General features: G+C 71.2%; 17 protein-coding genes. 8 read left to right on the forward strand and 9 right to left on the reverse strand.

Features of this window, described 5'->3' with window-relative positions:
• Positions 1 to 81: 81 nt before the first annotated feature.
• Together argH and OG870_RS09045 are read right to left on the reverse strand one after the other, a co-directional pair.
• Entirely contained in the window at positions 82 to 1,512 is a 1,431-nt protein-coding gene (gene argH / locus OG870_RS09040; RefSeq protein ID WP_266510900.1) for an argininosuccinate lyase, read from the reverse strand.
• A gap of 100 nt (positions 1,513 to 1,612) precedes the next feature.
• Positions 1,613 to 2,806: an argininosuccinate synthase gene (locus OG870_RS09045; protein ID WP_266510903.1), complete on the reverse strand. Its 1,194-nt coding sequence runs from the start codon at positions 2,804 to 2,806 to the stop codon at positions 1,613 to 1,615.
• 201 nt (positions 2,807 to 3,007) lie between these two features.
• Between OG870_RS09045 and OG870_RS09050 the strand changes: the two genes are divergently transcribed.
• The 3 genes from OG870_RS09050 (at position 3,008) to OG870_RS09060 (ending at position 5,339) form a co-directional block, all read left to right on the forward strand.
• On the forward strand, positions 3,008 to 3,883 hold the full coding sequence (locus tag OG870_RS09050) for a hypothetical protein (RefSeq protein WP_266510906.1): 876 nt from the start codon (positions 3,008 to 3,010) through the stop codon (positions 3,881 to 3,883).
• Positions 3,884 to 4,028: 145 nt separating this feature from the next.
• The gene (locus OG870_RS09055) at positions 4,029 to 4,616 is read left to right on the forward strand and encodes a pyridoxamine 5'-phosphate oxidase family protein (RefSeq protein ID WP_266510909.1); all 588 of its coding nucleotides are present in this window, start codon (positions 4,029 to 4,031) and stop codon (positions 4,614 to 4,616) included.
• A 3-nt stretch (positions 4,617 to 4,619) separates the two neighbouring features.
• Positions 4,620 to 5,339 (forward strand): L,D-transpeptidase family protein, encoded by a 720-nt coding sequence (locus OG870_RS09060; protein ID WP_266585944.1) that lies wholly within the window; start codon positions 4,620 to 4,622, stop codon positions 5,337 to 5,339.
• A 19-nt stretch (positions 5,340 to 5,358) separates the two neighbouring features.
• Here the strand turns inward: OG870_RS09060 and OG870_RS09065 are convergent, their stop codons facing one another.
• Together OG870_RS09065 and OG870_RS09070 are read right to left on the reverse strand one after the other, a co-directional pair.
• The gene (locus OG870_RS09065; RefSeq protein WP_266585942.1) at positions 5,359 to 6,828 is read right to left on the reverse strand and encodes a sensor histidine kinase; all 1,470 of its coding nucleotides are present in this window, start codon (positions 6,826 to 6,828) and stop codon (positions 5,359 to 5,361) included.
• A complete protein-coding gene (locus OG870_RS09070; protein ID WP_266510918.1) occupies positions 6,825 to 7,565 on the reverse strand; it encodes a response regulator transcription factor in 741 nt (246 codons plus the stop codon). The genes OG870_RS09065 and OG870_RS09070 overlap by 4 nt, the downstream gene beginning before the upstream one ends.
• A 149-nt stretch (positions 7,566 to 7,714) precedes the next feature.
• On the opposite strand from OG870_RS09070, the gene OG870_RS09075 reads away from it, so the two are divergent.
• The 5 genes from OG870_RS09075 to OG870_RS09095 all read left to right on the forward strand — a co-directional run bounded on the left by OG870_RS09075 (position 7,715) and on the right by OG870_RS09095 (position 12,591).
• Positions 7,715 to 9,067 carry a ferredoxin reductase family protein gene (locus tag OG870_RS09075; protein ID WP_327690800.1) on the forward strand — a complete coding sequence of 451 codons (1,353 nt, stop codon included), beginning with the start codon at positions 7,715 to 7,717 and terminating at the stop codon, positions 9,065 to 9,067.
• Positions 9,068 to 9,077: 10 nt separating this feature from the next.
• The gene (locus OG870_RS09080; protein ID WP_266510924.1) at positions 9,078 to 9,521 is read left to right on the forward strand and encodes an FMN-binding protein; all 444 of its coding nucleotides are present in this window, start codon (positions 9,078 to 9,080) and stop codon (positions 9,519 to 9,521) included.
• Between the two features lie 75 nt (positions 9,522 to 9,596).
• Complete coding sequence (locus OG870_RS09085) at positions 9,597 to 10,979, forward strand: ferredoxin reductase family protein (protein ID WP_266510926.1); 1,383 nt, start codon at positions 9,597 to 9,599, stop codon at positions 10,977 to 10,979.
• A 30-nt stretch (positions 10,980 to 11,009) separates the two neighbouring features.
• Entirely contained in the window at positions 11,010 to 11,795 is a 786-nt protein-coding gene (locus tag OG870_RS09090; protein WP_327690801.1) for an FMN-binding protein, read from the forward strand.
• A gap of 55 nt (positions 11,796 to 11,850) precedes the next feature.
• Positions 11,851 to 12,591, forward strand: a complete 741-nt coding sequence (locus OG870_RS09095; RefSeq protein WP_266585934.1) for an FAD:protein FMN transferase — start codon at positions 11,851 to 11,853, stop codon at positions 12,589 to 12,591.
• Between the two features lie 329 nt (positions 12,592 to 12,920).
• On the opposite strand, the gene OG870_RS09100 is transcribed toward OG870_RS09095, so the two are convergent.
• The 5 genes from OG870_RS09100 to argC form a co-directional block, all read right to left on the reverse strand.
• Positions 12,921 to 13,460 (reverse strand): arginine repressor, encoded by a 540-nt coding sequence (locus tag OG870_RS09100; protein WP_266510934.1) that lies wholly within the window; start codon positions 13,458 to 13,460, stop codon positions 12,921 to 12,923.
• Between the two features lie 7 nt (positions 13,461 to 13,467).
• On the reverse strand, positions 13,468 to 14,664 hold the full coding sequence (locus OG870_RS09105) for an acetylornithine transaminase (RefSeq protein WP_266510936.1): 1,197 nt from the start codon (positions 14,662 to 14,664) through the stop codon (positions 13,468 to 13,470).
• Entirely contained in the window at positions 14,661 to 15,572 is a 912-nt protein-coding gene (argB, locus tag OG870_RS09110; RefSeq protein WP_266510938.1) for an acetylglutamate kinase, read from the reverse strand. The genes OG870_RS09105 and argB overlap by 4 nt, the downstream gene beginning before the upstream one ends.
• Complete coding sequence (gene argJ, locus OG870_RS09115; protein WP_327690802.1) at positions 15,569 to 16,720, reverse strand: bifunctional glutamate N-acetyltransferase/amino-acid acetyltransferase ArgJ; 1,152 nt, start codon at positions 16,718 to 16,720, stop codon at positions 15,569 to 15,571. The genes argB and argJ overlap by 4 nt, the downstream gene beginning before the upstream one ends.
• An 88-nt stretch (positions 16,721 to 16,808) precedes the next feature.
• Positions 16,809 to 17,837: an N-acetyl-gamma-glutamyl-phosphate reductase gene (gene argC, locus OG870_RS09120; RefSeq protein WP_327666722.1), complete on the reverse strand. Its 1,029-nt coding sequence runs from the start codon at positions 17,835 to 17,837 to the stop codon at positions 16,809 to 16,811.
• Between the last annotated feature and the right edge of the window lie 20 nt (positions 17,838 to 17,857).

The raw sequence follows: 17,857 nt of genomic DNA on the forward strand, positions 1-17,857 counted from the left end.
CCGTTCGGTCGGCTCCGGTACGACTTTCGACCAACGTACCCGTGATGACCTTCGACTCCCGCCTCGGAGCCCGGTGCCCCCTCAGTTCTTCTTGGCCGTCGCCCACTCGTGCTGTGCCGCCACGTCCGCCTTGACCTCAGCCAGCTGGACGGCGACGGCGCTCGGGGCCGTGCCGCCACGGCCGTTGCGGGAGGCCAGGGCGCCCGGGACGTTGAGGACGCTCCGTACGTCCGGGGTCAGGTGGGCGGAGATCTTCGCGAACTGGTCGTCCGTCAGGTCGGCCAGTTCCTTGCCCTCGGCCTCGGCGACCTTCACGCACTCACCGGCCACCTCGTGCGCGACACGGAACGGCACGCCCTGCTTCACCAGCCACTCGGCGATGTCGGTGGCGAGGGAGAAGCCGGCCGGTGCCAGTTCCTCCATGCGCTCGCGGTGGACGGTGAGGGTGGCCATCATGCCGGTGAAGGCCGGGAGCAGGACCTCCAGTTGGTCGCAGGAGTCGAAGACCGGCTCCTTGTCCTCCTGGAGGTCGCGGTTGTACGCGAGCGGGAGGGCCTTGAGGGTCGCCATGAGGCCCGTCAGGTTGCCGATGAGACGGCCCGACTTGCCGCGCGCCAGCTCCGCGATGTCCGGGTTCTTCTTCTGCGGCATGATCGACGAGCCCGTGGAGAAGGCGTCGTGCAGGGTCACGAAGGAGAACTCCTTCGTGTTCCAGATGATGATCTCCTCGGCGATCCGGGAGAGGTTCACGCCGATCATCGCGGTGATGAAGGCGAACTCGGCGACGAAGTCACGGGAAGCCGTCCCGTCGATCGAGTTGCCCACGCTGCCGTGCTCGAAGCCCAGGTCCTTCGCCACCGCCTCCGGGTCCAGGCCGAGGCTGCTGCCCGCGAGGGCACCCGAGCCGTACGGCGACACGGCCGTGCGCTCGTCCCACTGGCGCAGGCGCTCGGCGTCCCGGGACAGGGGCTGCACATGGGCGAGGACATGGTGGGCGAAGAGCACAGGCTGGGCGTGCTGGAGGTGGGTGCGGCCGGGCATCGCCACGTCCGGGTGGGCCTCCGCCAGGCCGATCAGCGCGTCCTGGAGGTCTGCGATCAGACCGCCGATGATCCGGGCGTGGTCCCGCAGGTACATGCGGAAGAGGGTCGCGACCTGGTCGTTCCTCGATCGGCCCGCGCGGAGCTTGCCGCCGAGGTCGGGGCCGAGGCGCTCCAGGAGGCCGCGCTCCAGGGCCGTGTGGCAGTCCTCGTCGGCGACCGTGCCGACGAAGGAGCCGTCCGCGACGTCCGCCGCCAGCTGGTCGAGACCGGCCAGCATGGTCGTCAGCTCGTCGTCCGTGAGCAGCCCCGCCTTGTGCAGCACGCGCGCGTGGGCACGCGAACCGGCGATGTCGTAGGGCGCGAGCCGCCAGTCGAAGTGGACGGACGCGGACAGTTTCGCCAGGGCCTCGGCGGGACCATCGGCGAAACGGGCGCCCCAGAGCCGTACGTCACCGCTGTTGCTGCTCACTTGCGTTGCTCCTAGAAAGGGTGTCGATGTGCCACCGCCTCCCCACGCCATGTAAGGGGAGGCGGCGATTACGCTACTGCTTGCGCGAGGTCACGACCGCTCAGGCGAGGTCCCGCTGCGCCGCGATCTTCGACGACAGGCTGTAGATGTCGATGAAGCCCTTGGCCGCGGCCTGGTCGAAGGTGTCGCCCGTGTCGTACGTCGCCAGGTTGAAGTCGTACAGCGACGTGGCGGAGCGCCGGCCGGTGACGACCGCGCGGCCGCCGTGCAGCGTCATCCGGATGTCGCCGTTGACGTGCTGGTTGGCCTCCTGGATGAAGCCGTCCAGGGCGCGCTTGAGCGGGGAGAACCACTGGCCGTCGTAGACCAGTTCGCCCCAGCGCTGCTCGACCTGCCGCTTGTAGCGGGCGAGTTCACGCTCGACCGTGACGTTCTCCAGCTCCTGGTGGGCCGTGATGAGCGCGATCGCGCCGGGGGCCTCGTAGACCTCGCGGGACTTGATGCCCACGAGCCGGTCCTCGACCATGTCGATCCGGCCGACGCCCTGGGCTCCGGCGCGCTCGTTGAGCTGCTGGATGGCCTGGAGGACGGTGACGGGCCTGCCGTCGATCGCGACCGGGGCGCCCCGCTCGAAGGTGATGATCACCTCGTCGGCCTCGCGGGCGAGGGCCGGGTTCTGCGTGTACTCGTAGACGTCCTCGATCGGCGCGTTCCAGATGTCCTCCAGGAAGCCCGTCTCGACGGCGCGTCCGAAGACGTTCTGGTCGATGGAGTACGGGGACTTCTTGGTGGTCGCGATCGGGAGGTTCTTCTCCTCGCAGAAGGCGATGGCCTTGTCGCGGGTCATCGCGTAGTCACGGACCGGGGCGATGCAGGTGAGGCCGGGCGCGAGGGCGACGATGCCGGCCTCGAAGCGGACCTGGTCGTTGCCCTTGCCGGTGCAGCCGTGGGCGACGGTCGTGGCGCCGTGCTTGTGGGCGGCGGCGACGAGGTGCTTGACGATCGTCGGCCGGGAGAGCGCGGAGACCAGTGGATAGCGGTCCATGTAGAGGGCGTTGGCCTTGATCGCCGGGAGGCAGTACTCCTCGGCGAACTCATCCTTGGCGTCGGCCACTTCGGCTTCCACGGCGCCGCACGCGAGGGCGCGCTTGCGGATGACGTCCAGGTCCTCGCCGCCCTGGCCGACGTCGACCGCGACGGCGATGACCTCGGCGCCCGTCTCCTCGGCGATCCAGCCGATGGCGACGGAGGTGTCCAGACCGCCTGAGTAGGCGAGTACGACGCGCTCGGTCACGGGGTTCTCCTCACACCGCATTGACTGCACCGCTTCACTGATATGCATGAGTATGCAGTTCTCTGCATGATTCGTCAATCCGGGGTGAGCGTGGAGAAGTTTTGAAAGGAGCTTGAACAAACGAAACCGCTTACCCGTACTTCCCCCCGAACGCCGGCGCCGCGTTTGTAAACCCACTCCTGACCCAAGTGAGGCATCCGCATGTCCAGGGCTCTTCCGAAGTACAACAAGCGCCGCGTCGCGATCATCGGCGGCGCCGCCGCCGTGGTGCTGTCCGGCGCCGTGATCGCCGGTTCCGCCCTCGCCGGTACGCCGGCCAAGAGCAGCGGGAACGACGCCCGCACGCTGGCCTCCCCCGGCACCATCACCTGCCCGGACGTCGCCTCGCAGCTCCCGGCGGTTCCCGCGTCCGCGAAGGCCGAGGTCGACCGCAACCTGGCCCTGCTGCAGACCCAGATCGGCGAGGCCAACAAGCGGCTCGTCGACACGGTCGGCCAGGGCGGGCCCAACTTCGTGCAGAACGCCATCCTCGGGCCGCTCAAGGACAAGCGGATCTCCACGGTCAACCGCATCGCCACCGCCATCGGCCGCACGGCCGCCAAGCCGCAGGGCCTGGACGCGCTCGCGCCCTGCGCCCTCAACGCCGGCGGCGCGGGCGGCGGGGCCGGGGCGGCCGCCGGCCAGAACGCAGGCGGGGGCCAGCAGGCCTCGGACGCCGCGGGGAACGGAGCGGGCGGTGCCGCGGCGGGGGGCGCCGCCGCCAACGGGTCGGGGAACACCGGTGCGGGCACCATCACCTGCCCGGACGTGGCCTCGAAGCTCCCCGCGATCCCGGCCTCCGCCCAGGCTGAGGTCAACCGCAACCTGGCGCTCCTCAACACCCAGATCGACGAGGCCAACAAGCGGCTCGCGTCCACGGTCGGCCAGGGCGGCCCGAACTTCGTGCAGAACGCGATCCTCGGCCCGCTGGCCGACAAGCGGAAGTCGACCGTCGACCGCATCGCGACCGCCATCGGCCGCACGGCCCAGAAGCCGGCCGGCCTCGACTCACTGGCCGCCTGCACGCTCACCAAGTGACGTGACAGGCGCTGTGGCCGCCCCGATGCAGCGCCGGCCGGGGCGGCCACGGCCGGTGTCGGGCGGGGCCCTCCGGTGAGGGAGCGGCAAACGGATGCCGTAATTCCTTAGACAGGCGAAAGGTCTGCGCCCATAATCGTCGGATGTGGGCAAAACTTATGAACGCATAGACGGCAGGCTGCGCAGGTTCATCGAGGCGCAGCCCCTGTTCTTCACCGCGACCGCGCCGCTGTCGGGCGACGGCACGGTCAACCTCTCCCCCAAGGGCCTCAAGGGCTCCTTCGCGGTGCTGGACGAACTCACCGTGGCCTACCTGGACTTCGCCGGATCCAACGCGGAGACCATCGCACATCTGCGCGAGAACGGCCGTATCACGCTGATGTGGTGCGCCTTCCAGGGGCCGCCGAACATCGTGCGGGTGCACGGGCACGGCGAGCCGGTCTTCCGTGACGACCCGCGCTTCCGGGACCTGCTCACCCGTTTCCCGGACATCGACCCGACGGCCCACGGACTGCGGGCGATCATCGTGGTCACGGCCGAACTCGTCCGCGACACCTGCGGTTACGCGGTTCCCTTCATGACCTACGACGCGGACCGTGACCTGCACGGAAAGCGCTTCGCGCGCGAGGACGACGCCTCGCTCGGCGAGTACTTCGCCAAGAAGGACCACGTGGCCACGAGCCTGGATGGCCTACCCGGGCTGCCGTTGCCGCTGCCGCCCTCTACGGTCTGAGCCATGCGATCAGCTCTCGGCGCCGGCGCTCTGGTGTCCGCCGCTCTTCTCGTGCTCGGTGCCGCGTCGGCCACGCCGGCCGCGACGACCGCCGCCGCGCCTCTCCCCGCCCGGATGGCCGACACGGGTGGCGGTACGCAGCTGATCACCGCCGTTGCCCCGGAGCCGAGTTCGACCACGGGCACGGTCACCTGGTGGGACCTGCGCCACGGTCACTGGGTGCGGGCCGGTTCGGTGGCCGCCCGGTTCGGGGCGAAGGGGCTCGTCGAGGGCGCCTCACGGAAGCAGAGCACGAACACCACGCCCACCGGGCTCTACGACCTGCCGTACGCCTTCGGCATCAAAGCCGCCCCGCCCGAGACGCGCTACAAGTACCGCCCGGTGCAACGGAGTTCGTGGTGGTGCGAGGACAACGCCTCCCGCTCCTACAACCGCTGGACACAGCCGCGGCCGGCCGACTGCCGGGCGTCGGAGTCCGAGCACCTCGTCTCCTACCCGACGCAGTACGCGTACGCCCTCGTCATCGGCTTCAACTACCACGAGCGGGTGCACGGACGCGGCGCCGGTATCTTCCTGCACGTCAACGGCCGTGGGGCGACGGCCGGTTGTGTGTCGGTCCCGGTGGACGCGATGCGGCGGATCCTTGCCTGGGTGCGGCCCTGGAGCGAGCCGCACATCGCGATCGGCACGGCCGGCGGGGGTACGGCGATCACTCGGTACTGAGCGGGTGCGGGTCCTCGATTCAGCCCCGCGCCCCTCGGGCGGGCAGCCTGACCGTGAACTGCGTCGAACCCGGTGTGCTGTGCAGGGCCACCCTGCCGCCGTGCGCCTCCACCACCGCTGCCACGATCGACAGGCCCAGGCCCGCCCCGCCGCCGGGGGCGTCCGTGCGGCGGCGGTGCTCGGCCCGGGTGAAGCGCTCGAAGACACCGGACTCGATGTCCTCGGGGACGCCCGGTCCGTCGTCGTGGACCGTGAGGAGCGCGAAGGAGTCGTCGGTCTCCAGGGCCACCGTCACCTTGGTGCCGGCCGGCGTGTGCACGCGTGCGTTGGCCAGGAGGTTGGCCAGCACCTGGTGGAGCCGGTGTTCGTCACCGGTGACGGTGAGGGGCTCCTCGGGAAGGTCCAGGGTCCAGCGATGGCCGGGGCCCGCCGCCCGGGCGTCGGTGACGGCGTCCAGGACCAGGCGGGTCAGGTCGACGGGGCGGCGTTCGAGGGGGCGGCCCGCGTCCAGGCGGGCCAGGAGCAGCAGGTCGTCGACCATCGCGCCCATACGGCCGGACTCGGCGGCGATGCGTTCGAGGGCACGGGTGACCTCGGGCGGCACCGGGCCCGGGTGCAGCAGGGCGAGTTCCGCGTGCCCGCGCACCGAGGCGACCGGAGTGCGCAGCTCATGGCTGGCGTCGGCGGCGAAGCTGCGCAGCCGCTCCTCGCTGGCGTGCCGTTTGGTGAGCGCGTCCTCGACGTGGCCGAGCATGCGGTTGAAGGCGCCGGCGACCCGGCCCACCTCGCTGCGCGGGTCGGTTTCGGGGGCACGCGGCGGCAGAGCCACCTCGCCGCTGGCGAGCGACAGTTCACTGACCCGGGTGGCGGTCGCGGCAACCCGGCTCAGAGGCCTGAGCGACCAGCGCACCCACAGGGCGCCCGCGACGCCGGTGAGGGTGAGGGCGGCGCCGAAGACGATCCCGGCGACCAGTTCGAGGCGGTGGACGGTGGCCTCCACCGGCTCCAGCGGCAGGCCGGTGATCAGCACGTCGCCGTCCTTGCCCCGGCCGGCCACGACCCGGTAGGCGTCCAGCGTGGAGAGATCGATGCCGTGCCCCTTGCCGTCGGCCGGGACCGCGAGCAGCTGCTCCCTGTCCCTCGCGCTCAGGGGTACGTCCGTGACACTGCCGGGGCCGACGACGTCCGCGTTGGTGACCGTGGCGCCGACCAGCCTGGCCCCGAACGTGCCCGTCGTCTGCCGGCGTGTGTCGCCGTGCTCGTCACCGTCGTGGTCGTCGGGCGGCCGCCCCTTGTGCTCCAGGCTCTCCGGGAAACGGTCGCCCGCCTGGGTGAGCTGCTGGTCGAGGCGGCTGATGAGGAAGCCGTTCAGCTCGATCACCGCGGCGACGCCGACCGCGGCGCAGCTGACCGCGAGCAGCACGACCAGGCCGACGGTCAGCCGGGCGCGGAGGGTGCGCGGCCGTGGCAGGTGGCGTACGAGCCTCATGGGGCCACCGGCTTGAGCACGTACCCGGCTCCCCGCACCGTGTGGATCATCGGCTCGCGGCCCGCGTCGACCTTCTTGCGCAGGTACGAGATGTACAGCTCGACGACATGGGCGCGGCCGCCGAAGTCGTAGGACCAGACCCGGTCGAGGATCTGCGCCTTGCTGAGCACGCGGCGCGGGTTGCGCATCAGGAAGCGGAGCAGCTCGAACTCGGTCGGGGACAGCTCCACGAGCTCGCCGGCCCGGGTCACCTCGCGGGCCTCCTCGTCCATGACCAGGTCGCCCACGCTCAGCCGCGGGCCCTCGTCGAGCTGCCGGGCCATGCCCGCGCGGCGCAGCAGGCCACGGAGCCGGGCGACGACCTCCTCCAGGCTGAAGGGCTTGGTGACGTAGTCGTCGCCGCCCGCCGTGATGCCCGCGATACGGTCCTCCACCGCGTCCCGCGCGGTGAGGAAGAGCACGCACACGTCGGGCTTCACGGCATGCAGGGAGCGCAGCACCGCGAAACCGTCGGTGTCCGGGAGCATCACGTCCAGGACGACGGCGTCCGGCATCAGCTCCCGGGCCTCGGTGAGCGCGGCCGCTCCGTCCCCGGCCGCGCGGACCTGCCAGCCCTCGTAGCGCAGGGCACCGGAGAGCACCTCGGCGAGGTCGGGGTCGTCGTCGACGACGAGGACGCGCAGGGGGGTGCCGTCGGGGCGGGTGAGGGCGGGGCGGCCGGACCTGGTGATGTTCATCGCCCTACCAGGATCACCCCTGGCGGAGGTGGCCGGCGGCCCTCGTCGCTCTGAGTTTCCTCTGAGTGGGCTCAGAGGATGCCCGTTGAGAGCGCCCTGAGAGGTTACGGCGGCACAGTTGCGTCCAGCACAGGCGAAAGGACGCACCCATGACCACCGTGTACGAGCGGCGGGCGGCAGCGCCCGTGGCGCCGGCCGCGCGGCGCTCCCCCGCGGGCGCCGTGCTCGCACTGCTGTGGGCCGGAGCGGCGGCCGTGGTCGCCCTGTGGTGGGCGGACACCGCTTCCGTGGTCGGCGCGGCGGGCTGGCTGACCGGGGCCGGGCGGATCACCGGGCTGCTGTGCGGGTACGCCTGCGCGGTGCTCGTCGGGCTGATGGCTCGGGTGCCGCTGCTGGAGCGGCGGGTCGGCTCGGACCGGGTGGCCCGCTGGCACGCCATGGCCGGCCGCTACACGGTCTGTCTGCTGCTCGCGCACATCGTCCTGATCCTGTTCGGCTACGCCGCCCAGGACCGCGCCTCGCTGTGGCACGAGACGGTCACCGTGGTCCTGGACTATCCGGACATGCTGAAGGCCACCCTCGGCGCGCTGCTCCTCTTCGCGGCCGGCATCACCTCGGCCCGTGCCGCACGACGACGGCTGAGCCACGAGTTCTGGTACCACGTCCACCTGCTCACCTACGGGGCCGTCTTCCTCGCCTTCTTCCACCAGCTGTCCCTGGGCAACGACTTCAACGGCAACTCCGCGGCCACGGCCGCCTGGTACGCGCTGTACCTGGGCGTCGCCTGTCTGGTCCTGTGGTTCCGGATCCTGGCGCCGGTGCGGCTGAACCTGCGGCACCGGCTGCGGGTGGAGTCGGTGCACAAGGAGGCGCCGGGCGTGTACTCGGTCGTCGTGCGCGGCCGGCGGCTGGACGAACTGGGCGCGCGGGCGGGGCAGTTCTTCCGCTGGCGGTTCCTCGGCGAGGGCATGGGCTGGACGTCGACGCCGTACTCGCTGTCGGCGCCGCCGCGCCAGGACCTGATGCGGATCACCGTCAAGGCACTCGGCGACCACAGCGCGGCGGTCTCCCTGCTGCGGCCGGGGACACGGGTGTGGGCGGAGGGCCCGTACGGGTCGCTCACCCAGGACCGGCAGACCGCACAGAGGTCGCTGCTGATCGCGGGCGGCGTCGGCATCACACCGCTACGGGCCCTGTTCGAGACCCTGCCCGGCGAGGTCACCCTCCTCTACCGGGCTCGTACGGCGGAAGACCTCGCCCTGGGCGGGGAGTTGGAGGCGATCGCACGCTGGCGGGGCGCGCGGGTGCTGTACGCGCTCAACGGGGCGGACGGACGGCGTCCGAGCCTCACCGCCCAGTCGCTGTGCGCGACGTTCCCCGACCTCGCCGCGCACGACGTATACCTATGCGGCCCGCACGGCTTCGCCCGCGATCTGTACGAGGCGCTGCGCACCGCCGGTGTGCCGGACCGCCGTATCCACCACGAGTCGTTCGAGCTGTGAGGCCCTTGACGTGCATGCCCTGAAGAAGAACCGTCCGCTGCGCCGCATCGTGCTGGCGAGCGCCGCCACGGTCTGTGGGACGGTGCTGCTGCTGTCGCTGAAGCCGCACTCCACGCCGGCCGTCGCGGTGGCGGTGCCCGCGCCGTCCGGCAGTGCGAGCGCCGGTGCCTCCACCGGCACGAGGACCGTCACCGGCGACACGGTCCAGACCCGCTGGGGCCCCGTCCAGGTCCGGATCACTCTCAAGAACGGCAAGCTCACCGAGGTCACCGCCGTCGCCTACCCGACGGACAACCCGCGGGACCAGGAGATCAACAGCTTCGCCCTCCCCCGGCTGCGCGGCGAGGCCCTCCAGGCCCAGAGCGCGACCATCGACACCGTCTCGGGAGCCACGTACACAAGTGACGGTTACCGCCAGTCACTCCAGTCCGCACTGGACTCGGCGAGCAGCTGAACGCACGGGCGGCGTGGCACGTATCTCAGGGCCAAGGGACCACGCCGACCCCCTTGCCCCCGCCCCGGAGGAACAGTGACCACCACGCTCGCAGGCGGCCGCGCCGCCCGCCGCCAGACGATGCGCCGCATCCGCCCGCGCCGCTCCCCGGCGACCGTCCTGCTGCTCGCCGTGTGGGCGGGCGCGGTCGGCGTGCTGTGGCTGTGGTGGCACAACACGCCGTCCATCGCCGACCAGAACGGCAAGATCCTCAACGCGGGCCGCATCACCGGCCTGCTGGCGGGCTATCTGATGGCACTGGTCGTGCTGCAGATGGCCCGGGTGCCCGCGCTGGAGCGGCGTGTCGGCTCCGACCGGGTGGCGCGCTGGCACGCGATGAGCGGCCGCTACACCCTCTGCCTGGTCTTCGCGCACGTCTTCCTCATCATGTGGGGCTACGCGCTGCAGGCCGGCAAGTCGCTCGGCGACATCGTCCAGCAGACGATCGACTCCGTGAACCAGCTGCCGGACATGGGCAAGGCTGCCATCGGCACCGGTCTGTTCGTGCTCATCGGACTGACGTCGATCGGCCCGGTGCGCCGCAGGATCCCGTACGACACCTGGTACCACGTCCATCTGCTGACCTACGCGGCCGTGTTCCTGACGTTCTGGCACCAGATCACCACCGGCAACGACTTCGCCGTCGAGCCGACCGCGAAGACCTTCTGGTACGCGCTGTACGGGTCGGTCACCGCACTGGTGGTCTGGTACCGCGTCCTCGTGCCGATCCGGCTGAACATGCGGCACCGTATGCGCGTCGAGGCGGTCATCGAGGAGACGCCGGGCATCGTGTCGGTGCTCATCGGGGGCCGGAAGCTGCACCGGATGGGCGCGGAGGCGGGGCAGTTCTTCCGCTGGCGGTTCCTGGCGCCGGGCATGCGGTTCAGCTCCCACCCGTACTCGCTGTCGGCGGCGCCCCGCCCCGACATGCTGCGGATCACCGTGAAGGCGATCGGCGACCACAGCGCCCGGCTGCGCGAGTTGACGCCGGGTACCAAGGTGTGGGCCGAGGGCCCGTACGGCGCGATGACCGCGCAGCGGCGCAGCCGGGGCAAGGTACTGCTGGTCGCGGGCGGCGTCGGCATCACGCCGATGCGGGCGCTGTTCGAGACGCTGCCCGGCGCGGCCGGCGACATCACCCTCCTCTACCGGGCCAACACCACCCAGGACCTGGCCCTGTGGGACGAGCTCGCGGCCATCGCCGACGACCGCGGCGCCCGGCTGATGTACGCCGTCAACAGTCCGGACGGCGAGCGCCCCGACATCTCGGCGGAGCGACTGCAGCAGAAGCTGCCGGACATCGAGAAGCACGACGTGTTCATGTGCGGGCCGGCCGGCTTCGCGCAGACCGTGTACGAAGCACTGCGCGGTGCGGGAGTGCCCGCCCGCCGCATCCATCACGAGTCGTTCGAGATGTGAGCGACGGGACTTCAGGAGCCTAGGAAAGCGATGAGGAAGAGTCACCCCATCCGGCGTGTCGTGCTGGCCACCGCCGCCACCGTGTCGGGCGTCGTACTGCTGCTGTCGCTGAAACCGGCGTCCGACCCGAACGCCGAGGCCGCCGCGGGCGCCGCCCCCCAGCAGACCGCGGCCGCACAGGAGTCGCCCCAGGGCGGCGCCGCGGCGACCGGAAACGGCACGGTCGACGGCAACGTCGTCCAGACCCAGTACGGCAACGTCCAGGTACGACTGACCGTCAGCAACGGCAAGATCACCAAGGCCGACGCGGTGCAGGCGCCCAAGGGCGGCACCAGCGACCAGAAGACCGCCCTGTCCATCCCCAAGCTGACCCAGGAGACGGTCGCCGCACAGAGCGCGCAGATCGACTCGGTGTCCGGGGCGACGTACACCAGCACCGGCTACAAGCAGTCGCTCCAGTCGGCGATCGACAAGATGAAGGCGAGCGCGGGCTCTTCACAGGGCTCCGGCTCCTCGCAGGGTTCCGGTGGTGGTGGTGCCCAGGCCAAGACCGTGACCGGCAAGGTCGTCCAGACCCAGTACGGGGCCGTCCAGGTCCGGATCACCGTCAGCAACGGCAAGATCACCAAGGCCGACGCGGTGCAGGCGCCCAAGGGCGGCACCAGCGACCAGAAGACCGCCCTGTCCGTCCCCAGGCTCAACCAGGAGGCGGTGGCGGCCGGCAACGCGAACATCGACTCGGTGTCGGGTGCGACGTACACGAGCACCGGCTACAAGCAGTCGCTCCAGTCGGCGCTGGACCAGGCCGGTGGCTGAGTCGGTGGCCGAACGGGCAGAAGCTCCCGCCGCGGTGCGTCATGCGGAGGAGGTCATGGGGACCGTCTTCTCCTTCGACGTCCGCGGCGGGGACCCCGGTGCGGTGCGGGCGTCGCTGGAGAAGGCGATCGCCGGGCTGCACCGGGTGAACGAGGTGTTCAGCACCTACCGCGACGACAGCCAGGTCTCCCGGCTTGCGCGGGGCGACCTGACCGTCGAGGAGTGCGATCCCGAGGTCGCCGAGGTGCTCGAACTGGGCGCCGAGGCGGAGCGGGTGAGCGACGGCTGGTTCAGCCTGCACTACGAAGGGCGGCTGGACCCGACCGGGATCGTCAAGGGCTGGGCCGCCGAGCGGGCGGCACGGCAGCTCGCGGCGACCCCCGGGGTGAGCGGCGTGAGCATGAACGGCGGCGGGGACGTCCAGCTGCTCGGGACACCCGAGCCGCACCGACCCTGGCGGGTCGGAGTGGCCGACCCGCTGCGCCCGGGGGGCCTCGCGGCGGTCGTCTCCGCGGCGGGCGCGGACGAGCTGGCGGTGGCCACGTCCGGCACCGCCGAGCGCGGCACCCATATCGTCGACCCGCGCACCGGCCGGTCCGCGGTGACCGACCTGGTGGCGGTGACGGTGGTGGCACCCGAGCTGACCTGGGCGGACTGCTGGGCCACGGCGGCCTTCGCGATGGGGTCGGCGCAGGGGCTGCGCTGGCTGGAGTCCCTGCCGGACGTGGAGGCGCTGCTGATCACGGCGGGCGACGAGGTGAGGTGTACGGGGGGCCTGGCCGCTCGACTCGGCTGACCGAACCGCCCAAATGCCCGCGCCGAACCGCGCGACAAGCCCCCACCGGCCCGCACCCGGCGCACGACCTGACCACACCCCTCTGCGACCGTCACAGCGGCCGTCTCAGCGGCCGTACTGCGCCGGCCTCAGCATGTGCTCCGCCAGCGACCGTCCGCCCGCCCCGCCCGCCGGATCACGGCTGATCCGCATCTACGGGGGGCCTGGCCGCTCGACTCGGCTGACCGAACCGCCCAAATGCCCGCGCCGAACCGCGCGACAAGCCCCCACCGGCCCGCACCCGGCGGACGACCTGACCACACCCCTCTGCGACCGTCACAGCGGCCGTCTCAGTGGCCGTTCTGCGCCAGCCTCAGCATGTGCTCCGCGAGGGCCTGTCCGCCCGTCGGGTCCCGGCTGATCAGCATCAGGGTGTCGTCGCCCGCGATCGTGCCGAGGATGTCGTGCAGCTCGGCCTGGTCGATGGCCGACGCCAGGAACTGGGCGGCCCCGGGAGGCGTCCGCAGGACCACCAGGTTCGCCGACGCCTCCGCGGAGATCAGCAGCTCCTGGGACAGCCGCCGCATCCGCTCCTCCTTGGCCGACTCGCCCAGCGGCACGCGCGGGGTGCGGAAGCCGCCCTCGCTCGGTACCGCGTAGATGAGGTCGCCGTCGTTGTTGCGGATCTTCACCGCGTTCAGCTCGTCCAGGTCCCGGGAGAGCGTCGCCTGTGTGACGCTCAGCCCGTCGTCGGCGAGGAGCTTCGCCAACTGGCTCTGGGAGCGCACCGGTTGCCGGTTGAGGATGTCCACGATCCGGCGGTGGCGTGCGGTGCGGGTCTGCGGCACGGCAGGCCCGGCGTGCTGTGCGTCGTCCTGCGCGTGACTCATCGTCGTCTCATTCTCCGGATCCGTCCCCGTGTGCAAGGTCCAGGACGCCGGGAAGTGCCCGGAGGAACGCGTCCACCTCGTCGTCGCCGAGATTCAGCGGCGGCATCAGCCGTACGACGTCGGGCGCGGGCGCGTTCACCAGGAATCCGGCCTCCTGAGCCGTCTGGCGCGCCTTGGGCGCGAGCGGCTCGGTGAGCACGATACCCAGGAGGAGGCCCGCGCCCCGGACATGAGCGATCGACGGATGGCCGAGTGACTCGATTCCGTCCCGCAACCTCTCGCTCTGCCGCTTGACGTTCTCCAGCAACCCCTCGTTCTCGATGGTGTCGAGGACGGCGAGGCCGGCGGCGCAGGCCACCGGGTTGCCGCCGAAGGTGGTGCCGTGGTGCCCGGGCTGCAGCAGTTCGGCGGCCCGGCCGAAGGCGACCGTGGCGCCGAGCGGCAGTCCGCCGCCGAGGCCCTTGGCGAGGGTGACGACGTCGGGCAGCACGCCCTCGTGGGCCTGGTACTCGAACCAGTTCCCGGTACGGCCGATTCCGGTCTGCACCTCGTCCAGGACCAGCAGCGCACCGGTGGCGGCCGTGATCGCGCGGGCGGCCTTGAGGTAGCCGGGCGGCGGGGTGACGACGCCGAGCTCGCCCTGGATCGGCTCCAGGATGACGAGCGCGGTCCGGTCGGTGACCGCGGCCGCGAGGGCCTGCGCGTCGCCGAACGGCACGTGCGTGACCTCGCCGGGCAGCGGCAGGAACGGCTCCCGCTTGCCCTGCTGGCCGGTCATCGCGAGGGCGCCCATGGTGCGCCCGTGGAAGGCGCCCTCGGTGGCGACGACGTGGGTCCGCCCGGTCAGCCGGCCGATCTTGAAGGCGGCCTCGTTGGCCTCGGCGCCCGAGTTGCAGAAGAAGACCCTGCCGTCCCGGCCGAAGAGCTGGAGCAGCCGCTCGGCGAGCGTCACGGTCGGGTCGGCCATGAAGAAGTTGGAGATGTGGCCCAGGGAGCCGATCTGCCGGCTGACGGCCTCGACGATCGCCGGGTGGGCGTGGCCGAGCGCGTTGACCGCGATACCGCCGACGAAGTCGAGGTACTCCTTGCCGTCGGCGTCCCACACCTTGGTGCCCGCGCCGCGCACGAGGGGAAGCAGCGGGGTGCCGTAGTTGTTCATCAGCGCGCCCTGCCACCGCTGGGCGTACTCCTGATGGGCGGTCATACGGCATCCCCCTGTTGCTCGTCGGGCACGACCATCGTGCCGATGCCCTCGTCGGTGAAGATCTCCAGCAGGATCGAGTGCTGGACCCGGCCGTCGATGACCCGGGCGGTGGTGACGCCGTTGCGAACGGCGTGCAGGCAGCCCTCCATCTTCGGCACCATGCCGGAACTCAGGTCCGGCAGCAGCTTCTCCAGTTGGGAAGCCGTGAGGCGGCTGATCACCTCGTCGCTGTGCGGCCAGTCCTCATAGAGACCCTCGACGTCCGTGAGGACCATGAGGGTTTCGGCGCCCAGCGCAGCAGCGAGTGCCGCAGCCGCCGTATCAGCATTGACGTTGTAGACATGTCCGTCGTCCTGGCTACGGGCGATCGACGAGACGACCGGGATACGGCCGTCGGCGAGCAGTGCCTCGATCACGCCCGTGTCGATCTCGGTGATCTCGCCCACCCGCCCGATGTCGACCAACTCGCCGTCGATCTCGGGCTGGTGCTTGGTGGCGGTGATGGTGTGCGCGTCCTCGCCCGTCAACCCGACGGCGAGCGGGCCGTGTTGGTTGAGCAGCCCGACCAGCTCGCGCTGGACCCGGCCCGCCAGCACCATCCGTACGACGTCCATGGCGTCCTCGGTGGTGACGCGCAGGCCGGCCTTGAACTCGCTGACGATGCCGTGCTGGTCGAGGGCCGCGCTGATCTGCGGGCCGCCGCCGTGCACGACGACCGGCTTGAGGCCGGCGTGGTGCAGGAAGACGACGTCCTGGGCGAAGGCGGCCTTCAGGTCCTCGTCGATCATGGCGTTGCCGCCGAACTTGATGACGACCGTCTTGCCGTTGTGCCTGACCAGCCAGGGCAGCGCCTCGATGAGGATCTGGGCCTTGGGCAGCGCGGTGTGCTTGCGGGTCACGTTGCTCATGAGGAGTAGGCGCTGTTCTCGTGGACGTAGTCGGCGGTGAGGTCGTTGGTCCAGATGGTGGCGGTCTCGGACCCGGCGGCGAGGTCGGCGACGATGTGCACCTCGCGGTAGCGCATGTCGACCTTGTCGCGGTCCTCGCCGACGCCGCCGTTCTTGCAGACCCACACTCCGTTGATGGCGACGTTCAACTGGTCCGGCTCGAAGGCGGCCTGTGTCGTGCCGATCGCCGAGAGGACACGTCCCCAGTTGGGGTCCTCGCCGTGGAGGGCGCACTTGAGGAGGTTGTTGCGGGCGATGGAGCGGCCCACCTCGACGGCGTCGTCCTCGGTCGCGGCGCCCACCACCTCGATCTTGATGTCCTTGCTGGCGCCCTCGGCGTCGCGGATCAGCTGCTGGCCGAGGTCGTCGCAGACGGCACGCACGGCCTCGGCGAACTCCTCGTGTTCCGGGGTGACTTCGGCGGCTCCGGAGGCGAGCAGCAGCACGGTGTCGTTGGTCGACATGCACCCGTCGGAGTCGACACGGTCGAAAGTGGTGCGCGTCGCCGCCCGGAGCGCCTTGTCCAGTACGTCGTCGTCGAGGACGGCGTCGGTGGTGAGGACGACGAGCATGGTGGCGAGGCCGGGCGCGAGCATGCCGGCGCCCTTCGCCATGCCGCCGACCGTCCAGCCGTCCTTGGTCACGACGGACGTCTTGTGGACGGTGTCGGTGGTCTTGATGGCGATGGCCGCCTTCTCACCACCGTGCTCGGACAGCTGCCCGGCGACCGTCTCGACTCCCGGGAGCAGCTTGTCCATCGGGAGCAGGACGCCGATGAGGCCGGTCGAGCAGACGGCGACCTCGATGGCGCCGCGGCCGAGGACCTCGGCGACCTTCTCCGCCGTGGCGTGCGTGTCCTGGAAGCCCTTCGGACCCGTACAGGCGTTGGCGCCACCGGAGTTGAGGACGACGGCGGACACCTGTCCGCCGTTGAGGACCTGCTCGGACCACAGCACGGGTGCGGCCTTCACACGGTTGGAGGTGAAGACGCCCGCGGCGGTGCGGCGCGGACCGTCGTTGACCACGAGGGCCAGGTCCGGGTTGCCGTTCTCCTTGATTCCGGCGGCGATGCCCGCAGCCCGGAATCCCTTGGCTGCCGTGACGCTCACGGTGTCTCCTTGTTCGCTTCTCCGCCCGTGCAGCGCAGCGGTGCGGCCATCGTCGTCGTCTGCAGCCCGGTGGCTGCACGTGCGTCGCTCACGGTGCGACTCCGATCGTGGAAAGCCCCGTGGACTCGTCGAGTCCGAGGGCGAGGTTCATGCTCTGGACGGCACCGCCCGCGGTGCCCTTGGTCAGGTTGTCGATGGCGCTGATCGCGATGATGCGGCCCGCGGCCTCGTCGAACGCGACCTGTATGTGAACGGCGTTGGAACCGTGGACGGACGCCGTGGCGGGCCACTGGCCCTCGGGCAGCAGGTGTACGAAGGGCTCGTCGGCGAGGGCCTTCTCGTAGGCGGCGCGGACGGACTCGGCCGTGACACCGGGCCTGGCCTTCGCGCTGCAGGTGGCGAGGATGCCGCGGGGCATCGGCGCGAGGGTCGGCGTGAAGGAGACGCTCACGGTCTCACCGGCCGCCGCGCTGAGGTTCTGGATCATCTCGGGCGTGTGCCGGTGGCCACCGCCCACGCCGTACGGCGTCATGGAACCCATGACCTCGCTGCCGAGCAGGTGGGCCTTGGGCGTCTTGCCGGCGCCGGAGGTGCCGGAGGCGGCGACGATCACGGCCTCGTTCTCGGCCAGTCCCGCCGCGTAGGCCGGGAAGAGGGCCAGAGAGACGGCCGTCGGGTAGCAACCGGGTACCGCGACGCGCTTGGACCCCGCAAGCCGGGCGCGGGCACCCGGGAGTTCGGGGAGGCCGTACGGCCAGGTCCCGGCGTGCGGGGAGCTGTAGAACCTCTCCCAGTCGCCGGCCTCCTTGAGCCGGAAGTCGGCGCCCATGTCGACCACGAGGACGTCGGGGCCGAGCTGCTCGGCGACGGCCGCGGACTGACCGTGGGGCAGGGCGAGGAAGACGACGTCGTGGCCCGCGAGGACCTCGGCGGTGGTTTCCGCCAGCACCCGGTCGGCCAGGGGCAGCAGGTGCGGCTGGAGCGCGCCGAGCCGCTGGCCCGCGTTGGAGTTGCCGGTCAGGGCCCCGATCTCGATCTCGGGGTGCGCCAGGAGCAGACGCAGGAGCTCTCCGCCCGCGTACCCGCTCGCTCCGGCCACTGCCGCACGTACCGCCATGTCATCCTCCTCCTGGATGG

It is taken from the genome of Streptomyces sp. NBC_00461, assembly GCF_036013935.1.
In the GTDB taxonomy this organism is placed as follows: Bacteria; Actinomycetota; Actinomycetes; order Streptomycetales; family Streptomycetaceae; genus Streptomyces.

Coding starts and splice junctions, on each gene's coding strand:
- OG870_RS09050 (WP_266510906.1), top strand. CDS start 3,008: ATGTCCAGGGCTCTTCCGAAGTACAACAAGCGCCGCGTCGCGATCATC.
- OG870_RS09060 (WP_266585944.1), top strand. CDS start 4,620: ATGCGATCAGCTCTCGGCGCCGGCGCTCTGGTGTCCGCCGCTCTTCTC.
- OG870_RS09065 (WP_266585942.1), bottom strand. CDS start 6,828: ATGAGGCTCGTACGCCACCTGCCACGGCCGCGCACCCTCCGCGCCCGG.
- OG870_RS09070 (WP_266510918.1), bottom strand. CDS start 7,565: ATGAACATCACCAGGTCCGGCCGCCCCGCCCTCACCCGCCCCGACGGC.
- OG870_RS09075 (WP_327690800.1), top strand. CDS start 7,715: ATGACCACCGTGTACGAGCGGCGGGCGGCAGCGCCCGTGGCGCCGGCC.
- OG870_RS09090 (WP_327690801.1), top strand. CDS start 11,010: ATGAGGAAGAGTCACCCCATCCGGCGTGTCGTGCTGGCCACCGCCGCC.
- OG870_RS09095 (WP_266585934.1), top strand. CDS start 11,851: ATGGGGACCGTCTTCTCCTTCGACGTCCGCGGCGGGGACCCCGGTGCG.
- OG870_RS09100 (WP_266510934.1), bottom strand. CDS start 13,460: ATGAGTCACGCGCAGGACGACGCACAGCACGCCGGGCCTGCCGTGCCG.
- OG870_RS09105 (WP_266510936.1), bottom strand. CDS start 14,664: ATGACCGCCCATCAGGAGTACGCCCAGCGGTGGCAGGGCGCGCTGATG.
- argB (WP_266510938.1), bottom strand. CDS start 15,572: ATGAGCAACGTGACCCGCAAGCACACCGCGCTGCCCAAGGCCCAGATC.
- argC (WP_327666722.1), bottom strand. CDS start 17,837: ATGGCGGTACGTGCGGCAGTGGCCGGAGCGAGCGGGTACGCGGGCGGA.